Below are 19,475 nucleotides of genomic sequence, written 5' to 3'. Positions count from 1 at the left end.
TCTGTGCCATCGTTAACACTGATAGTAATAGCCGCGTAGCTGCCTACATCCTCGTTCTGTGGCGTGCCCGCTAATTCGCCCGTGCTGGTGTCAAAGCTCGCCCAGCTTGGCTTATTAATGATGCTAAAGGTATGGGTATCTTGCGTATCGCTGTCTGTAAGGGTGGGTATAAAACTATACGCTGCATCTTCAGCTGTAGTTGTACTTGGTGAACCACTTAACACCGGTACGACGTTGTATTTTTTAGTTACTGTGGCAGTTACTGCTGCGCTGGCATTGCCTGCGGTGTCTGTAACTATTGCTGAGAACGTTAACACTCCCTCAGCCAATGTTGTAACATCAATACCTGTAATTTGCTGCGTAACAGCACTAATTGTTGCGTTACCAGTAACAGCATTACTGCCATCACTAACCTGATAACTAAGCGAACCACTGCCTTCAAGTCCAGTAAAACTAACACTCATTGCGGATTCGTTATCTGCGTTAATTAAGCTTTGATCAACGCTAACTGCATGCCCAGTTGGGCTGGTATTATCTAAAGTAATAGAGCTGGTCGCCGCTGGTGAAGTATTCCCTGCACTGTCAGTTTGCGTTACCGATACTGTTAAAGTGCCGTTATTAAGTGCACTTATATCTAATTCATTGCCGTTAAGCGTCCAATTACCACCACTACCAGCTGTCACAGTGGCATTTACACCGCCAATATCAACATTAACTGCAGCGCCTGATTCTGCCCCAGAGCCGGTGATCAATACACTATCATCTTCACTAGCGTTAACGATGCCATCGACTTCGATTGGCGTATTAATAGTAACAACTGACGGTGCACTGTTATCCAAGGTTATCGTCGTCGTTGCCGCTGGTGAAATATTACCTGCGCTGTCAGTTTGCGTTGCTGATACCGTTAATGTGCCATTATTTAATGCACTGATATCTAACTCATTACCACTGAGAGTCCAATTACCGTTGCTATCAGCAGTCACGGTGGCATTTACACCGCCAACATCAACCTTAACTGCAGCGCCTGATTCAGCCCCAGATCCTACAATTAATAACGCATTATCTTCAGCAGCATTAACAATGCCATCAACAGCAATCGGCGTTGTAATAGCCAATGCATTTGGCGCAACATTATCTAAGGTTATAGTGGTTGTAGCTGCAGATGAAATATTTCCTGCGCTATCGGTTTGCGTTGCAGATACTGTTAATGTGCCATTATTTAGAGCGCTAATGTCTAATTCACTGCCGTTAAGTGTCCAGTTACCGCTGCTATCAGCTACCACAGTGGCATTTACGCCGCTAATACCCACTGTCACTGTTGCGCCAGCTTCTGCTCCTGACCCTGTGATCAACACAGCATTGTCTTCAGCCGCATTTACAATACCATCTACTGCAATCGGCGTTGTAATAGCCACCGCATTTGGTGCGATGTTATCTAATGTAATTGAAGTTGATGCAGCCGTTGAGATATTGCCCGCATCGTCGGTTTGTGTTGCCGAAACTGTCAATATGCCATTATTTAGAGCGCTGATATCCAGCTCATTACCTAATAATGTCCAATTACCACTTGAGTCTGCGGTAGTCGTTTTAGTAACCCCAGCGATACTCACAGTGACTGTTGCACCTGACTCTGCTCCCCCGCCTTGGACTAATACATCATTATCCTCCGCAGCGTTAACTTTACCATCCCCCTCAATAGGCGTAATAAAGGTTGGTGCGTTTGGTGCTTGGTTATCCAACGTTATTGTTGTAGTTGCAGCTATTGAGATATTACCTGCGCTATCGGCCTGAGTTGCCGAGACAGTCAGCGTACCATTATTCAGCGCACTGATATCCAGCTCGTTGCCCGACAATGTCCAATTACCACTTGAATCTGCTGTGGTAGTTTTAGATATACCATCAACATTTACTGTAACTGTTGCACCTGACTCTGCGCCAGATCCTTGCACTAGCACATCGTTATCTTCTACAGCATTAACTTTGCCGTCGCCTTCAATTGGCGTAGTAATCGTCAATGCATTTGGCGCTTGATTATCCAACGTAATTACTGCGGTTGCCGTAGTCGAGGTGTTACCCGCCGCATCACTTTGTGTGGCGCTGACGGTGACGGTGCCATTATTAAAGCTGCTGACATCAAACTCACTACCACTGATAGTCCATGCCCCAGAGCCATCAGCCGTTACGGTACGTGATAAGTTATTCGCGCCATCGCTGATAGTCACACTGACACTGGCATTGGCTTCTGCGCCAGAGCCGGTGATCAATACACTGCCATCTTCTACAGCATTGATCCGGCCATCAACCTCAATTGGGGTGGCAATCGTTAAGGCATTCGGTGCTGTATTATCTAAAACCACCGCGGTGCTGACTGCGCTGGAGGTGTTACCCGCCGCATCAGATTGTGTGGCGCTGACGGTGAGCGTGCCATTATTAAAGCTGCTGACATCAAACTCACTACCACTGATAGTCCATGCCCCAGAGCCATCGGCCGTCACAGTGCGCGATTGGTTATTCCCGCCATCGCTGATGGTTACACTGACACTGGCATTGGCTTCTGCCCCGGAGCCGGTGATCAATACACTGCCATCTTCTACAGCATTGATCCGGCCATCAACCTCAATAGGGGTCGTTATGGTCAAGGCATTCGGTGCTGCGTTATCTAAAATCACTGAGGTGCTGGCTGCACTGGAGGTGTTACCCGCCGCATCACTTTGTGTGGCGCTGAGGGTGAGTGTGCCATTATTAAAGCTGCTGACATCAAACTCACTACCACTGATAGTCCATGCCCCAGAGCCATCGGCCGTCACGGTGTGCGATAAGTTATTCGCGCCATCGCTGATGGTCACACTGACACTGGCATTGGCTTCTGCCCCTGAGCCGGTGATCAATACACTGCCATCTTCTACGGCATTGATCCGGCCATCGCCCTCAATCGGGGTGGCGATCGTCAAGGTATTCGGTGCTGTATTATCTAAAACCACCGAGGTGCTGACTGCGCTGGAGGTGTTACCCGCCGCATCACTTTGTGTGGCGCTGACGGTGAGTGTGCCATTATTAAAGCTGCTGACATCAAACTCACTACCACTGATAGTCCATGTACCTGCGCCATCGGCCGTCACGGTGCGCGATTGGTTATTCGCGCCATCGCTGATAGTCACACTGACACTGGCATTGGCTTCTGCGCCAGAGCCGGTGATCAATACACTGCCATCTTCTACAGCATTGATCCGGCCATCAACCTCAATCGGGGTGCTTATCGTCAAGGCATTCGGTGCTGCGTTATCTAAAATCACTGAGGTGCTGGCTGCACTGGAGGTGTTACCCGCCGCATCACTTTGTGTGGCGCTGACGGTGAGCGTGCCATTATTAAAGCTGCTGACATCAAACTCGCTACCACTGATAGTCCATGCCCCAGAGCCATCGGCCGTCACAGTCCGTGATAAGTTATTCGCGCCATCGCTGATGGTCACACTTACACTGGCATTGGCTTCTGCCCCGGAGCCGGTGATCAATATACTGCCATCTTCTACAGCATTGATCCGGCCATCAACCTCAATCGGGGTCGTTATGGTCAAGGCATTCGGTGCTGCGTTATCTAAAATCACTGAGGTGCTGGTTGCACTGGAGGTGTTACCCGCCGCATCACTTTGTGTGGCGCTGACGGTGAGCGTGCCATCGTTAAAGCTGCTGACATCAAACTCACTACCACTGATAGTCCATGCCCCAGAGCCATCGGCCGTCACGGTACGTGATAAGTTATTCGCGCCATCGCTGATAGTTACACTGACACTGGCATTGGCTTCTGCGCCAGAGCCGGTGATCAATACACTGCCATCTTCTACAGCATTGATCCGGCCATCAACCTCAATCGGGGTGGCAATCGTTAAGGCATTCGGTGCTGCGTTATCTAAAATCACTGAGGTGCTGGCTGCAGTTGAGGTGTTACCCGCCGCATCACTTTGTGTGGCGCTGACGGTGAGCGTGCCATCATTAAAGCTGCTGACATCAAACTCACTACCACTGATAGTCCATGCCCCAGAGCCATCAGCCGTCACAGTACGCGATTGGTTATTCGAACCATCGCTAATGGTCACATTAACCGTAGCGCCAGAGTCAGCGCCGCTACCTTGTATAAGCACATGCGCATCTTCCACAGCATTGATCCGACCATCTACTTCAATCGGGGTGGTAATACTCGGTGCACTCACGTTAGTATCAATGGTTATTGTAGTACTCGTTCCATTGGTAATATTACCAGCAGAGTCCGTCGCGCGTGCCACAATAGTATGCGAGCCACTCGTCATTGCTGAGCCTACGGTGATACTCCACACCCCACCACTAACAACAGTACTGCCTATTGAGCCATCAACACTTGAAATAAGAGTAATAGTGTCGCCTGTGGTGCCTGTACCTGTAAAAGTGGGTGTTGTATTATTGGTTATATTATCTGTACTCGAAGAACCACTATCACTGGCTGCAGTTAGATCGGCTGCGCTCGGTGCGCTCGGCGCGGTTGTGTCAATTGTCACTGTAAGTGCGCTTGAGCTACTACTTACATTACTTGCTGAGTCTGTTGCTTTTGCTGAAATAGCATGGTCTAAACCGGCAGTTAAAGTGCTAGTGGTAATTTGCCAATTGCCATCGGTCGCTATGCCAGACCCGATTACAGTTGCTCCAGCACCAACTTGGTCGCTGTAAAGACTAACTGTTGAACCACTCTCAGCAGTGCCACTAAATGTTGGCGTGGTATCGTTGGTAATATTATCCGTAGTAGATAACCCTGAATCAGCAGCCGCATTTAAATCAGGGGTAGATGGCGCACTTGGCGCAACATTATCATTTACCGTTATAGTAAACGTTTTTTGAAAAGTTGTTGTTGCATCGTTACTTTGTACGCACACAATGTAACTTCCTGCACTAAGTGCAGCTTGCGTCTGAATTAAGGTGCCACTAATCTGAAAACTGCTATTGTTTGTGTCAGCGCTACATGTACCGTTTACACTTGCGCCTGAGCTTACAAACGTATAACTATGACTGTCGGTGGTATCTACATCTGAGGTAGTGAGCGCCCCTATATTAGCACCAGGTCCAGTTGATGATTGATTTATACTTGCCGATGAAAGTGAAATATCCGTTGGGGCATCATTTTGCCCAGTAATATTCACTATCGCTTGATTTGTACCCGCGCTGTTTGCTATCCCATCATTAAAGACATAATCCAAAGTCACTGATGATGATGGAGATTCGGAACTATTTTGATAGGTAATGCTTTGTAAAACTGAGTCAACAATTGCAGATGTAGCATTAGCATTAAAGGTCAGTACCAAGGTACCTGAGGAGTTAGTCGTTACCGTTCCGACTGTGGTCGAATTATAAGTAAACGTATTGCCCTCAATTAGCGCGCCCAATAAGTTATTGTTCGCAAAAACATCTTCAGTACTTGCCCCACCGTTTCGACTAATAGTTAAACTGGCATTATTATAATTACCAATTGCGCCATTAAGGGCATCGAGCTCAGTATCAGCGATAGTCACATCAGAGTCGATAACAATTGCAGAGCCATTTTCAATGAAGGTTGCACCGCCATTCAAACTACTAAATACGGGGGCGCTATTTGGCTCAACAAAAGTTATTATGGTATCGCTACCACTTTCAGCAACGCTAAAAGCTAAACTTGAGCCTGGTGAATTACTTAATGAGAGCGTAAGCTCAGAAATATTAAAATCGGTGGCATCTGTATCAACTTCTAATGTACTCGTGCCATTAAATCGCACATTTGCACTTGAAAGCCCTGTCACGCCAGTAATCGTTAAGGTATCACCTACGGCTAGATCGGTGATGGTATCCCCTGATAATTGTGATGCACTGCCGACAAAATTATCGTTACCTGCATTGCCCGTCATCGAATCAGTACCACCGCCAGGGCGGATGGTATCTGCGCCGCTACCGCCAACAATAGTATCATCGCCATTGAAATTGCTGGCTGTAATCGTCAACATGTCACTGGCAAAGGCTGAAGCATTTATTGATAGGGCTGCTGTAATTTCACCGCCACTCGCATTTGACACTGATACTGCTTGACCATTGGCATTAAAGTTGTCAGTTAAGGTTACTGTGGCATTATTGTCAGTTCCTATTGCCACGCCTTCAACAGCAGACACTGAGGTACTGGTAAAATCAAACGCCCCACCATCCATAAGTTTCAGTGTTTCAGTACCCGCACTACCCGTTATAGCAGTGCTAAAATTACCAATATTAGCGGCATCAATAGCCACTGTTGCGCCACTAGCTAACGAAAGAGTGCCTATATTTAAAAATCCACCGCCGCTAATGTCTGCACCATCAGTTACTTGTACTTGGTCGGCAACACTATTTTCGCCAATTAACGTGCCCGTGTATGCACTGTTACCAATTGCAAAAATTATGGCGTCGGTTGACGAACCAGCCGTAACATTAGTGGTCCCTGTTGATACGGTGATTGTTCTGGTGTTTGTACTGTCATCAGCTGCATCGTAGCTTTCAATACCAGTTAAGGTTGTGAAATCACCATCACCGGTGATAGTAATCGTTTCTGAACCAGGCGCTGTTATGGTGCCCGTAAAACTACTATGCTGGCTGGCCGTCATCGATACTGACGCACCCGAAGCGAGTGTTAAATTAGTCACATTACTAATCGTGGCATTACTAATGTTTGCGCCGCTACTCATAGACAATGTATCAGCAACACTATTTTCGCCGGTAATTGTTCCCGTATAAGCTAGTGCGCCAATATCAAACGTAATGGCATCAGTTACGGAGCTAGCTGTTACTGAGTGCCCCGCGGCACTAATAGATACTGTACGCGCGTTCGTGCTATCGTCATTTAATGTGTAGCTTTCAATTGCTGATACTGTAGCGAAATTACCATCACCTAAAATATCTAGCGTCTCATTACCACTGCCTGATACAGTGCCTGAGAACAATGCTAGCTGTGATGCAGCAATACTTGCTGAACCGCCACTTGCTACCGTCAAGTTTTCAAAGCCGCTAATTGTGGCGCCAGAAATACTGCCACCACTACCAATAGATAACGTATCAGTGCCGGTGTTGCCCGCTAAAATACCGATTGCGCTAACTGAGCCAATATTGAGAGTATCGTCGCCGGTGCTACCAGTAAAATTTTGCCCTGCAGCGCCAAGGGTGAATGCATTTGGTGCAGATAAAACATACGTTTCAATCGCACTGTTGCCTGTTAGTCCATCCGTTGCTGAGCTAATAGTTATCGTTTCTGTGCCTGGTGCTGTAAACGTTGTAAAACTATCGTGCTGTGCCTCAGTCATCAATACACTCGCACCACTGGCAAGTGTTAATGATTCAAAGGCAGATATTGTTGCACCACTAAGATCAGCACCAGTGCCAGCCTGCAATATATCGGTACCCGCAGCGCCGTTCAATGTACCTGTTACCGTGAAGGCATTAATATTAACGGTATCATCTGCGCTGCTGCCAGTTACATTTTGCGCTGCGCTACCAAGCGTAAAGATCATTGCAGCGCCAAGCACATAAGTTTCAATATCCGCATCACCCGTTAGCGTTTGATCGCCATCGGCACTAGCGATAGTAAATTGATTTGTACCTGTACCATTTATAGTAGTGAAACTGTCATGCTGCGTTTCACTTAATGTCAATGAACCATTGTTATAGGGCGTTAAGGTTTCAAAACCCGTTAAGCTTGTGAACCCAGTTAAGTCGCTCCCGGTAACAACACTGATTGTATCGGTACCGCCGCCGCCATCAGCCGTTGACCCTGTAATATGCGCTGCATTGTTAATATTTAATGTTTCATTATCGTCACTAAATGTAATTGCTGGGCTTAAATTTATACCGTTTAAGGTACTAAATCCAGCAGCGGCAGAACTCGCTGAAGTAATATTAGCAACCGAAATTGTCGCTGTACGACTTACACTATTTACAGTGCCATCATTAATTACCACTGTCACCGTTCTAGCAGTTTCATCGGGCGTATTTGAAGTATTATCGTAAGTGATATTCTGCAAAAAGGTAGCCACTTCAGCGGCCGTTACGGTTGCCCCTGTGATAGAAATTGTGTCTTGAAGTATAATATCCGCCGCAGACCCACCCGTGAGTGCGTTTTGCGCCGCAGCTGTTACGTTCAGGCCTTCTGAGGCGCCATTTTGATCGTTGGTTAATGCAACGGTTATTGTTGTTATTGTATCGCCATCACTATCCTCTGCACTAGCATCGGGCGCAATATTTACAGCACCACTACCTTCGGTAAATGACACTGAACTCCCTGTACCTGGAATCCCACCATTTAAATCAACAACAGGCGCTGAATTTGTAGAAGTACCTGTGGCACTCAAAGACACATTATACATACTCTCATTTGCATCAGTGTTGCTAATTCTTAAATTACCTGATATCCCACCAACTGTTGTCGTTTGTACAGTTACAAGTATCGTACATTGCATACCTGAGCTTAATGTTTGACCATTCGTAGCACATGTACCGCCTGTAATTGAAAAGTCGCTACTTCCACTTGTTATAGAAACAGCCGTAGTCGTTAAATTACCAGTGCCTTCATTTTTTACCGTAAAGGTTTTTGTTGTAGTTGCTACACCATCCGCTGCAACACTGCCAAAGTCTTCGCTTACAGTTGTCGATCCACTTTCTTCAACATCTATTTCTGGCGATGACCCACAAGCGCCAACACTACCACCTCTCAAAGTACAGCTAGAAGAGCTTACAGTGGTGCACGCCCCGCCTGGTAGGGTGCAGTTTGCACTTGCAAACACCTTTCTTATTAGTAAATCACTTTTTACTTGTGTATTATCGCCCTTAACAATACTTACTTTTTGTTCATTCGTTTCAAGTAATCCCTGCTCTTTTAAAAAGCTTAATGTATTATTTATATCTGGGTTTACTAAGTGTGATTGGGCTTTTTGCCCTCGACTAAATGTCGAAAATGGGCTTTTTGACTCTATACCAACTATTTCATCTTCAGTTTCTAGCGCTAACTTTTTTGAAAATTGTTTTAAATCTACAGCTTCATTTACTGTTTCTGCGTAAGCCCCGCTAGCTATTACTGCAGAAATCGCAACCCCTAAAAAAGTTTTATTTAAGCTTAAACGTTCCATGATACTCATCCTCGACAAAATTCAAAAATATGGCTAGACAACGCGTCTGAGCTTTGAAATAGCTCTGGTTTCCTGCTGTTCGGTACAACAGCAATATCGTAAATCTGTTTTACATCACCCGTAAAAGTCAAATTACCTACCACCTCACCTGTATTTACATTCACTAACCATATTGCGCACACACTTTTCCCATCTAATAATCTTGGGTTTGCTTTAAAGCGAATATGCTCTTCTGATTTACGTAATGTACTCGTACCGACAAGCATCAAGTCACCAAAGAACGTCATTCCCCTTGTAAAACCTTGCAACTCACATAAAACTCTATTAGTACCTGACTTTGGATCGTATACATGAATATCGCCATCTCCAGATGCACAATAATACACCTTGCCTGCGTGGCATCTTGGCGAATGTGGCATTGAAATACCTGATTTGATGACCTTATTTTCAACGACATCAATAAGCACCCCTTTATTCCCTAGCTCTTCACGCCAACCTTGTGCTGTATCTGATTCACTAAAGGCTGTAGCATAACGAGGCACACCATCTAACAACGCCATGCCATTTAAATGGCATCTATTTTCCGGCTTCAGTTCTGAAATAAACGACGGCACCCAAGCAGCGACAAAACTATGGTCAGGACTTAACTTACTTAAACAAGAGAACATCGAGTTTACTACCCACAAACCATCATTACCCCAACAAATATCATGGATGTTGATCATACCTGTTGATAAAGTCGCTCTTTCTATAAACAAACTGTCGGCTGCCTTTACACTTTTGACTTGTTCATCCCACTCTTCACGAAATTTGGGGCTATCTCTGAGTTCATTATCTTGTAATTTTTTTGGCAACTCTTCATAACGATCAAGGTTCCCATTAATAACATCAGCATAACCACTTGGTGTTTTTTGAAAGTCGATTACTTGATTTAGTGTTCCAAGCGTGACCCTATTTTCGTCGGCATAAAGTCCCATTGGTCTTGGAAATGCCTTTAATTTTGTTTCTAGCTTGCCATTATTGGAACGCACTAAAATAACACGTTGTGATTGATAACTTGTCGCAATCAACGATACGCCCAACTGAGCCAATATTTTTGGGAAGTTGTCACTGTGGGTGCTACTAAAATCTAACGGTTCCATTTCAGTGCTCATTAATTTCACTACCTTTTGATCTAATCAAAGTTACACTCTTTATATTATTTTTATTAACTACATGTGCAGGCAAAATATTTTCAACCATCGTTAATTTTGTTAACGGGTATTCAACTCCGCATGCTTTTAGCTGTGCCACAACGCCTGAAACAATAGCGGCTGATGATGAGGTGCCACCAAAATTTACATACCCATTAAGTGACGTTGATGCAATTGAAGAAGGGGCGTAATAATCAACACATTGCCCATAATTAGAAAACTCAGCAACATTCCCATTTTTATTTATTGCCCCTATAACAACCACTGAACTTAATGCCGATAGATGATTGACTTCACAAGCTTTCTTACCCGAATTTCCTGCTGAAACAACGATAATAGGTGCATTTGATGCAGATGCAACATTCTCAATTACCAGTGACGTAATACCCGATAATAACGGTAAAACCCAACTACAGTTGATAACATCCGCTTTCATCAACTTAGCGACCTGAAATGCCAATATTATAGAAGATGACCATGTTGAAACTTGCCTGATAGCTATTATTTCACTAGTCGGTGCGAAACCCTCAACCCCTATATTATCTTGCTTTGCAGCAATAACTCCAACAACACGTGTACCATGGTAATCAGTTGGGTTTTTAGCACTGGTTGCCAGTGTTTTTTCATCAGGATCATATTCAAACAATACTGTTAAATCATCAAACTCTGGGTGAGTAAAATCAAAGCCGTCATCAATAATTGCAACCCGCACAGTATTCTCTGGTTTATCGCATAAAGGAGCATTTTGTGACACAAGCACGCTGCTAGTCTGCCTGCTTGTTCCTGACGTAACTAACTTTGTGACAGGTGCAATATCTGGTTCGATCTCTAGCACATCTTGATGTTTGCTTAACGCTAAATAAACATCAAAAAAATATTCGGGTCTAGGTGTTACCCAGTAAACCAATTCACTTCCTATATTAGCGATTACTTGAACTTGTTTTATTTCATCATGTAGCTGTGAGATCTCATCGACTGATAGCAAAGAGAGTATTATTATTTTTTTGTTAAAAGCGTACATCTTCCCTGCATCATCAATCAAAAAATTACTGTCATGCTTGGCAAATACAACACTACCTTTAGAGCTTTTAAATTGCAGCTTGTCTAAACTCGCCTGAGCAGATACATCTCTTGCAAATAAGCACACAACTATAATTAAACAGCTGAAAACAATATGCCAATTAAGGTATTTCAACATAAGTAAATAACAACCAACAGAGCTCTTTCAAACAACATATAACTTACTTCCTGCACAAACATAATGGTTTTTCATCATATGTAGAATACAGATTTCAAACTAAAATCTGTATTCTCACACATCAATTTCTTGGTGGATAAATTCCATCTAGTGCAATGCAAAAGTTTAACGCTAAGCTAGGTTGCATATTTTCATGCCGCTGACTCTTACCTGACGATGCTAAACTGCTGCTACTCATAGCACTTGTATTACTATCCAGTGGCGCAGTATATCGCAGTGCACCACCTGAGGAGGCAACGTCTATTGCAAGTTGATTATCACTTGGTTGGTCAGTATTACCAGCTTGAAATACACCTGAAATAACATGGTCATGCTTAGGTAGCTGTATGGGGGCCAACGCTACTTGGCTAACACCACCAAAGGTAGAAAATGGCCGAGTCGTTAGTCCTATCCCTGATCCCGCATGCATTGGTGCTCTGCCTTGTAAATCAGGGACTCCAAATGTTGTTCGTCCATCACCACCGAAATTAGTTCCCAGCAAACTAAATAGCGCTGTAGATTGTGAAATACTGAGTCTTTGCCCTGCGCATTTAGCCCAAGCTCTAGGACTATACGTAAGACCAAATATTCTAATTTCAGCCATAAATGGTTCAGCCATAATATTTCTCCTTTAATTTCTTGATGGGAAGAGGCCGTTGAGGCAAATAATAAAATGTATAGCCAAATAAGGCATCATATTAGTATGCGGCTCATTAGCACCCACAGTTTCAACTGCAGCGTCATTTAGTTGCTGACTTTCTCCCGTGACAGCGCCTGATATATAAGTTGACTCAGTTGCAGGGCTTCTCGCCAAAACATTACCAATGGCTGTAGATGTAGTTGCACGATTATTATTTGCCTGCAAGCTATGGGTGTGTGCTGGCATCTGCTGTGGTAGAAGCGTCACTTTTTCTACGCCAGCCTGACGCGCTATAGGGTAAGGTTGTAATCCTGGGCCTTGCCCAAAATGTACGGGTACACGCCCTCTTAAATCAGGCAGCATAAATGACGAGCGCCCATCACCGCCATATTGTGCGCCAATCAATGCAAATAACACTTGGTTTTGACTTATTGAAAAAGTAGACCCGCTACAAAATGCCCACTGCCTAGGTGAGAATGTAGTAGCAATCATTTTTATTTCACCGACAAATGACTCAGACATGCTAGTTTCCTTTTTTAATTTCTAGCTGGAAAGGTACCTTCCAGTGCAATACAAAAATTAAGTACGAGTAAAGGTTGAAGATTAGTATGTGGCGACCCACTCCCGCTACTACTAACAACATCCTGAGCAAGTTCTGTCAAATCTAACGATGAACCGTATACGAAAGGTTCAGCTGAGGTACCCTTATTATCCTTTGATTCAGAAAATATACGATCTGTAAACGCGGGGCTATTAGCGGCTATGCTAGCCGTAGCTTTTACTGCATGCGTATGCGCTGGCATTTCATCTAACGTTAACCTAACCGTTTCCTCCCCTGAACTATCTCCAGCATAAAAGGGACGGTTTTCAGTGCTCAAAAACCCACTACCGATAGGCGTGCGCCCCCGTAAGTCCGGTAACTTAAAATCACTTGTTCCGTTACCACCAAACTGAGTCCCTAATAGAGCATACAGTGCCCCATTCTGTGTAATTGCGATCACTCCACCATTACAGAATGCCCAATTTTTTGGGGCAAAATCAAACGCAAATGGTCGTATTTCAGATATAAACGGATCAGCCATATAAATCTCCCTACTCACTTTTATTAAACGAATAATTTAGTCTATTAAACACGAAGTACTATTTTTGTGTCGTGATGTATATCTCATACTCAGTTTCGCTATTTGGTGATAGAAACAGCTCTGCATCATTAAATGCATCGTGTGTGAGTCTATATGTGCCTTGTTCTAAAGGTTCATTTGCAGAGCCTTTAAGCAAAACACGAAATGCATCCCATTGTTCCCCATTCAGTTTTGTTCTATCAACTGATGATACCTTTAACTCTACTTCACCATCTTGACCAGCAACCTTAACAATTGACCCTTGTGCTCTTTCAACATTTTCAAACGTAAACTTTTCCATATTCAACTCCTGTGTTTAACTTCGCTTAGTCACACACCACTCATTAATTTCACTGGGTGTGGGTACCACGCCATAAATTCATATGGCGGGCTAATTGATTCAACTTGAAACCCTAAACGCGCATACAACTGCTTAGCAGCAAAATTATGTTGCTCAACGGTCAGTGTTAAAGGTGCACCAGATTGTAATGCGGCACTTTGAAACGATTGAATTATCGCTGAGCCAAAACCATGCCCTCTCGCACTTGGTAAAAAGCCAATATCGACGATACGAATTTCATTTGGGCCAAAATCAATGGTTGCCTTACCGATTGCTTCATGATGTTTTTCAATAATAAAGTACATTGCATTGGGGAACTTATCTCCATACCCTTGGGTTTGAGCTTTAAACTGCATTTCCACAATTGACTCTACAAAATCTTTTTCGCCATCAATTAACTGTAAGTCTTGTCGCATTAAACTATGCAGCTTTTCTAAAAAAGGCTTATCGTTTGCATTTGACGGTCTTATATTTAAGCCCTTAGGAATATTAAGTTTCATTACCTCTTTAGCTCCTTAGCTTACTTTTTTTACTACAATATGTTTTTTCTTTAGAGTTCATAATTAAATCCAACAACCACTCATTAACATTACAGTCTATGACAAGGTTGATTCTTGGTGTATCACCAGTATTTATTACAGAATGTTCCGCATCGGCATTTATATACCAACAGCTGCTCTGACTTATTGGAACTTTTAAATCATCCACTAAAAATTCAACATGTTCAGATGTCTCTAAAGAAATATGAATACGTGCCTGGGCTGATAGCTCAATACTCAATCCAAGGTCTCGGTGGGGTTTAATCAAAGAGTTGGGGGAAAGGCGCATAAGCCGTGCAGATAAAATATTACATTTAAATTGTGACAATAACTCACTAATAGAAGGTAAATATTGAAGGTGATCGCCATCAATAAAACTTGAGCTAGACTCAATTGCGAAAGATTGCAGAATCACATGCTTATCAGCATGTTCAACAGGCACTCTTAAAGGCAATACATCCCAATCGCCCTGATAACACTGGGTATTAACATGTCTAACCCATTCTAATTTTTTTGCTACAAGCAAATCGGCAGACATCTTTTTTACATTATAAAAAATTTCAAGCTTGGCAAACGAAATGACTGGAGAGACTATATTCTCACCAGCATTAACAACTTCAGGAATAAGTATGTCATCATTCATTATTTGTTCTCAAACGAAGAGAATGAATGAGCAAGTATTTAATCTTAAAACAAAGTGTATACAGGATGGGGGTGAAATCGATTTCTGTATGTATATTGTTGCGGTATGTTGAGCTACTTTCACTCACTATAACGGCTTTAGCAAATGACTCTAATTGCATTTTAAGTAAAGACTTTAAATAACAAATTATTGGTTTTGCGCGCCGTAAACGCTTTGTAAGCTGTGAACTTTGTGCTTCCATACTGAAATATTCCTTTGATATCCAATTATCGTGCTAAATTCTATTAGGGAATTAATGCTACATTCAGTTAAGAGCTTAGTTTAAAAGCTATAGGGTACAACTTTAATTTTCATTTATTTTATATAGCTTTAATTTATTTGACTTATATCAAACATCATAAAAAACCATAAAAAAAATAAAAGGCTTAGTAAATGCAGCTTAATTTAAATTATCTTGAGCATGGCACAGGAGTGTTATAAAAAACATTACACGTTATTACATGGCATCATTTTTATTCTTATAAATAACTGCAGGCTTGATTTGCTTAGCTTTATAATGAGCTCATATTTATATATTGCACAATTCGAGGACTATTCGTCCTATTTGGACAACTACCATGCGGCAGTGTATGTTGCCAAACAATTAAACTGCCCGCTTTTGAAGGCAAAGGCGTACTGTGCCATTGTTGGCAATTAAAATGATGTGGATTGGTGTTTTTAGGTAAGCTAGCAAGCCAGCCGTCTATTTTTTTATGAAAACCAGGAACACAACTAAACGCACCTTGATCAGCGGTAACGTCAGTAAGGTACAGTAACCCTTGCGTTGCAAAGGTGAGCGGTTTATTAAAATTAATATCCCAGTGCAGATTTGGCCCGGGAAACTGCCAACTCAATGTCTCTGGCGGGTTAAAACCAACCCTATCAGTACTTACAGTTAAATTACTTTTACCCCACAGTTGCTCAAAAACATCCCGCACCTGAGGCTGCTTCCGAATAGCTTGCATTGTTATATCATTAAAAATTTGTACCATAACTCCTTGTTTAAGATCATGATTTCGGTACCATGAAGCAGGATTGTGTTTATCCATATTCAAACGTTCATAAATCATATTACAAACGTTTTCACATAGCGTTTTTTCCACCAACTCAGGAATAATAACGTAACCATTATCATCCCAGCTTTGCCACTGCTGTGACGTTAAAACATAATGACGAGGCTGATTTAGTAATATTTTTTGTTGTTTTGGGTCTTTTTGCTGAAAAAATGCTGCTACCTTTTCATTTAACTTACTTTTAACTGTATTTGAAATAGCTATGCCATAACGCTGTTCTACCCAGTTTTCGAACGTTAAAAAACTATCCGATGAAAAAATGAATTCTATCGTCGGTGTGAGCCCTAAGCCTAAAGTATCCATGATCATGACATCAAGCGACCATTCGCCTTCTATTATTTTTTTATCCGCACAGCCTTGTTTTTGTAATTGCGCTTTGTGCCACATTCGTTTTAATTGAAATAGACCTAAGCGCCCAGTTTCTTTATAACAAGGTAGTATGCTCTGCGCTGTTGTGTGCAGAGATGGCACTTTTGCTATCAATTCATTTTGCATAATAACTCCTTTTTCTTGCCTGATTTTAGACAAGCAAAACACCTTAAATTGATTTATTAACGCTAACTAAACTTAGTTAGAATAGAGTGCTATATTACTGTAAGCAACAATTGTAATTGCTAAATACAGGGAGTGGTATGAACACTGAGATTGAAAAAATTCTCGCCTTTGTTACTCATATTGGAATAAAGCACAGGTATCAAACGTTAAACGAAAAGACTTTTTTGCCGGGAATTAAAGTAGCCCAGGGAACTTTACTACTTGATTTAGAAAAATGCCTCTACCCTGGTGACATCCTTCATGAAGCAGGGCATATTGCAGTAACCTCAGAGACAAACAGAACCTGTTTAACCGGCGATATGAAAAACCATGATCACCAAGCCGCAGAAGAAATGACCGCGATTGCATGGTCATGGGCCGCAGCCTGTTACTTAAATATTGCACCCGATGTTTTATTTCATCAACACGGTTATAAAGGCAGTTCAGCTAGCTTAATAACCGCTTTTAGCAATAATACTGGCTTTGGCTATCCGCTGTTGTATTCATGGTTTATGTGCGAACAACCTGATCACCCCAACGGTTATCCAAACATGTTGAGGTGGCTTAGAGATGACGCCTACACACAAGCTCAACTAAAAAAATTACAATAAATACGATAAGGAATATACGTGCTTGATAATAACTTTTCCTCAGAGCAGCTTACTTTACTATGTGCTGACTTAGCTCAACTAAGATTAATAGCCGATTTAACACTTGCACCTACTATGCCGTACTTTGCTGAAAAACCTTATCCAATTGGCCGCTGTAGAGAAATAAGAGACGAGGTATTTACATTACTACAAGCACAACTGCCGCACACAAACAAACCAGGGCTTAGCTTATTAAAAGGTCTTATTGCACAGGGCAATCCTTTACAAAAAGCATGGGGTTCACTGCGGGATGAGTATTTTCAAAACGCATTTATTATTGGCCCTTGGTATATTGATGTTTCTAACGACACCGTGAATGCCAATAAACCCAGAGTAGAGATTTTGCCTTTAGCGACATCAAACTTTACCCCAATTAAAGATTTTACTCAGTTTGTAAAAATAGCCCGTAACTATTGGAAAGTTGAGGTGTATAGAAATGATGTATGCCCAGCTCTTGCGCCTTATATGCCACTTTTATGTGTTGGCGATAACGGTACTAGCTGGCTAGGAGCTGCAAACGACGACATGCTAAACATCGCAATAAACAGCCAATTTACCCAATCAAAAGCAATATTAAAAGTTCTGCCAAGCCCACCAAAAGAAATTATACAGCGCTGGCAATCGCTGTTATTAAACTTCACTCACGACCCTTTATTGATAACAAAAGGAGATGCAATCATCTTTTGTGATGAATACAGTAAAAAGTTACAGCACCCCGATCTAGCACACAGGGATGCCGCTGTGATTGCCTATTCATCGTTACCAAAGTCAGTGTGATTTAGAATATCAGTGCAACACTCATTGTAATGATGTGTAATAGAAAAGCCTGCCCTTGTCCCTGTACTCCTTAGAATTTATAAAGCGCTATGACACCTAGGTTTATAGCGCTTTAACAAATTATTAGCTAGAACGCTTGCAAGCCCTGCCATGCCAATTGCAGCGCAAGTAAGGTTAAAATAGCCCGAAAAATACGTTTAAACTTATCGGCAGAAATACGCTGTAATAACTGCAAACCAAGCCAAGTGCCAAGCCCACCACTTATGATCATTGCCGCAACTAAAGGCAACCACTGCCAAAACGAAAAACCTACAAAGCCATACAAAATAGCTTTAAAAGTATGTTGCACACTCATACAAGCGGAAAAAGTAGCGGTATATCTTAGCTTTTCGTAATTATTAACATACAAACAACTGCCCACTAACGGGCCACTCGCGCCAACAAACATTGATAAAAATGTTGTCACAGCACCAGCTGTACTGCGCCATAAAGCTGAGGTTTCACGCAACTTTGGCGTCATTCCCCACAATAAATAAAGTACAAACCCTGCCACGACAATTTTCATCAATTCAAGTGGAATACGGGTCACAATAGACGACGCAGCAAACGCACCAATAAGCCCACCGAGTGAAAAGTACGCAAACATACTTTTATCAAGGTGTTTAAAAGTCAGCATAAACCTATTGGCATTTGAGCCCAGCTGCACTAACCCATGCACCGGAATAACAATACTCATAGGCAATAACGACGCCATCACCACCAACAACATCAACCCGCCACCAGCACCAAAAGCCGCCGAAATCATCGACGTTACAGCCGATAATATAATAAGCCCAATCACGCTGAGCGGCGTTAATAAATCGCCAGCTAAAAATTCCATATAAGATCACTTGGCAAGTAAAAGAGAATAATGACGTTAACATGAGTAAAAATAAGATGCGAGTACCTAAAGCACCAGTAAAATGAAGCGCTTATTTCAATAAAATAAAAATAAGCGATGAGCTATTAAAACAATAAAACACTTCGCCTTAAACATAAAAAAACCCGCAAAATTGATTACTCAAATTTGCGGGTTTTTTAGGGTTTTTAAATCAACGAATTTAAAAACCGATATTGGTGGAGCTGGGGGGATTTGAACCCCCGTCCGAAAAGCCTCGACCGTCGGTACTACATGTTTAGTATTGTCATTTAATTAACCTTTAAGTCCCGGACAAACACGGTAAGTAAAGGCGAGGCCGCTTAGTTTTAGCGCTTCAACCCCGGCCAGGGTTTCCGTCGCGATCAGGTGTTAGGGTGACACTCCAAAATCCAGTCCACAAGAATACATGGAAGGAGCGCTAGCTAGCCTAAGCTGCTAGAGAGTAGTTATCGTCGTTTGCGATTACTTTAAGTTGCGGCTTTTTAACGAGGCAAACCGCACCTCGACATGCACCTTGGGCTTCTTGAATTCCGTCGAATCCTAATCAGCCCCTGAATTAGTAAACTCATTCAGAGCGTGCAGCCAGTATAACCGAGTAACGCGCTGATACTCAAGGCCCTTTTATGCTTTATT

General features: G+C 42.6%; 13 protein-coding genes and 1 other RNA gene. 2 read left to right on the top strand and 12 right to left on the bottom strand.

From position 1 onward, the window contains the following. From H5201_RS05480 to H5201_RS05435, 10 genes are all read right to left on the bottom strand, one after another. Window positions 1-9,137 (bottom strand): Ig-like domain-containing protein (locus H5201_RS05480; RefSeq protein WP_259399656.1); only part of this gene is annotated, 9,137 nt, incomplete at its 3' end. 5 nt (window positions 9,138-9,142) lie between these two features. Further along, on the bottom strand, window positions 9,143-10,291 hold the full coding sequence (locus H5201_RS05475) for a TIGR03032 family protein (protein WP_259398577.1): 1,149 nt from the start codon (window positions 10,289-10,291) through the stop codon (window positions 9,143-9,145). After that, on the bottom strand, window positions 10,281-11,372 hold the full coding sequence (locus H5201_RS05470; protein ID WP_259398578.1) for a S8/S53 family peptidase: 1,092 nt from the start codon (window positions 11,370-11,372) through the stop codon (window positions 10,281-10,283). Before H5201_RS05470 ends, H5201_RS05475 begins: the two co-directional genes overlap by 11 nt. 277 nt (window positions 11,373-11,649) lie before the next feature. Then, window positions 11,650-12,186 carry a phage tail protein gene (locus H5201_RS05465; protein WP_182783883.1) on the bottom strand — a complete coding sequence of 179 codons (537 nt, stop codon included), beginning with the start codon at window positions 12,184-12,186 and terminating at the stop codon, window positions 11,650-11,652. Between the two features lie 12 nt (window positions 12,187-12,198). Then, window positions 12,199-12,729, bottom strand: a complete 531-nt coding sequence (locus H5201_RS05460) for a phage tail protein (protein ID WP_054205192.1) — start codon at window positions 12,727-12,729, stop codon at window positions 12,199-12,201. A gap of 14 nt (window positions 12,730-12,743) precedes the next feature. Continuing rightward, entirely contained in the window at window positions 12,744-13,289 is a 546-nt protein-coding gene (locus tag H5201_RS05455; RefSeq protein WP_145242941.1) for a phage tail protein, read from the bottom strand. Window positions 13,290-13,347: 58 nt separating this feature from the next. Next, a complete protein-coding gene (locus H5201_RS05450; RefSeq protein WP_054205190.1) occupies window positions 13,348-13,629 on the bottom strand; it encodes a DUF6916 family protein in 282 nt (93 codons plus the stop codon). Window positions 13,630-13,658: 29 nt separating this feature from the next. Next, window positions 13,659-14,168 (bottom strand): GNAT family N-acetyltransferase, encoded by a 510-nt coding sequence (locus H5201_RS05445; RefSeq protein ID WP_145242939.1) that lies wholly within the window; start codon window positions 14,166-14,168, stop codon window positions 13,659-13,661. A 7-nt stretch (window positions 14,169-14,175) separates the two neighbouring features. Continuing rightward, window positions 14,176-14,850, bottom strand: coding sequence for an aspartyl/asparaginyl beta-hydroxylase domain-containing protein (locus tag H5201_RS05440; RefSeq protein ID WP_145242937.1), 675 nt, complete (start codon window positions 14,848-14,850; stop codon window positions 14,176-14,178). A 551-nt stretch (window positions 14,851-15,401) separates the two neighbouring features. Beyond that, a complete protein-coding gene (locus H5201_RS05435) occupies window positions 15,402-16,457 on the bottom strand; it encodes a phytanoyl-CoA dioxygenase family protein (RefSeq protein WP_182783881.1) in 1,056 nt (351 codons plus the stop codon). Window positions 16,458-16,594: 137 nt separating this feature from the next. Here H5201_RS05435 and H5201_RS05430 point away from each other — a divergent pair, with 137 nt between their 5' ends. Continuing rightward, entirely contained in the window at window positions 16,595-17,107 is a 513-nt protein-coding gene (locus tag H5201_RS05430) for a hypothetical protein (RefSeq protein ID WP_145242933.1), read from the top strand. Window positions 17,108-17,125: 18 nt separating this feature from the next. Further along, window positions 17,126-17,923: a hypothetical protein gene (locus tag H5201_RS05425; RefSeq protein ID WP_145242932.1), complete on the top strand. Its 798-nt coding sequence runs from the start codon at window positions 17,126-17,128 to the stop codon at window positions 17,921-17,923. Between the two features lie 127 nt (window positions 17,924-18,050). Here the strand turns inward: H5201_RS05425 and H5201_RS05420 are convergent, their stop codons facing one another. Both H5201_RS05420 and ssrA read right to left on the bottom strand, forming a co-directional pair. After that, window positions 18,051-18,803, bottom strand: coding sequence for a sulfite exporter TauE/SafE family protein (locus H5201_RS05420; protein WP_145242930.1), 753 nt, complete (start codon window positions 18,801-18,803; stop codon window positions 18,051-18,053). 234 nt (window positions 18,804-19,037) lie between these two features. After that, window positions 19,038-19,394: a transfer-messenger RNA gene (gene ssrA, locus H5201_RS05415) on the bottom strand. Between the last annotated feature and the right edge of the window lie 81 nt (window positions 19,395-19,475).

Origin of the sequence: Pseudoalteromonas sp. SG43-6 (assembly GCF_014164365.1) — a bacterium.
Classification (GTDB): Bacteria; Pseudomonadota; Gammaproteobacteria; order Enterobacterales; family Alteromonadaceae; genus Pseudoalteromonas; species Pseudoalteromonas rhizosphaerae.
The sequence above is the reverse complement of the archived record's forward strand: the minus strand, read 5'-3'. Positions and strand labels throughout refer to the sequence as shown.

Excerpts from the sequence above, each read along its gene's own strand:
- H5201_RS05475 (WP_259398577.1), bottom strand. The coding sequence starts at position 10,291 with ATGAGCACTGAAATGGAACCGTTAGATTTTAGTAGCACCCACAGTGAC.
- H5201_RS05465 (WP_182783883.1), bottom strand. The coding sequence starts at position 12,186 with ATGGCTGAACCATTTATGGCTGAAATTAGAATATTTGGTCTTACGTAT.
- H5201_RS05460 (WP_054205192.1), bottom strand. The coding sequence starts at position 12,729 with ATGTCTGAGTCATTTGTCGGTGAAATAAAAATGATTGCTACTACATTC.
- H5201_RS05455 (WP_145242941.1), bottom strand. The coding sequence starts at position 13,289 with ATGGCTGATCCGTTTATATCTGAAATACGACCATTTGCGTTTGATTTT.
- H5201_RS05450 (WP_054205190.1), bottom strand. The coding sequence starts at position 13,629 with ATGGAAAAGTTTACGTTTGAAAATGTTGAAAGAGCACAAGGGTCAATT.
- H5201_RS05445 (WP_145242939.1), bottom strand. The coding sequence starts at position 14,168 with ATGAAACTTAATATTCCTAAGGGCTTAAATATAAGACCGTCAAATGCA.
- H5201_RS05440 (WP_145242937.1), bottom strand. The coding sequence starts at position 14,850 with ATGAATGATGACATACTTATTCCTGAAGTTGTTAATGCTGGTGAGAAT.
- H5201_RS05435 (WP_182783881.1), bottom strand. The coding sequence starts at position 16,457 with ATGCAAAATGAATTGATAGCAAAAGTGCCATCTCTGCACACAACAGCG.
- H5201_RS05430 (WP_145242933.1), top strand. The coding sequence starts at position 16,595 with ATGAACACTGAGATTGAAAAAATTCTCGCCTTTGTTACTCATATTGGA.
- H5201_RS05420 (WP_145242930.1), bottom strand. The coding sequence starts at position 18,803 with ATGGAATTTTTAGCTGGCGATTTATTAACGCCGCTCAGCGTGATTGGG.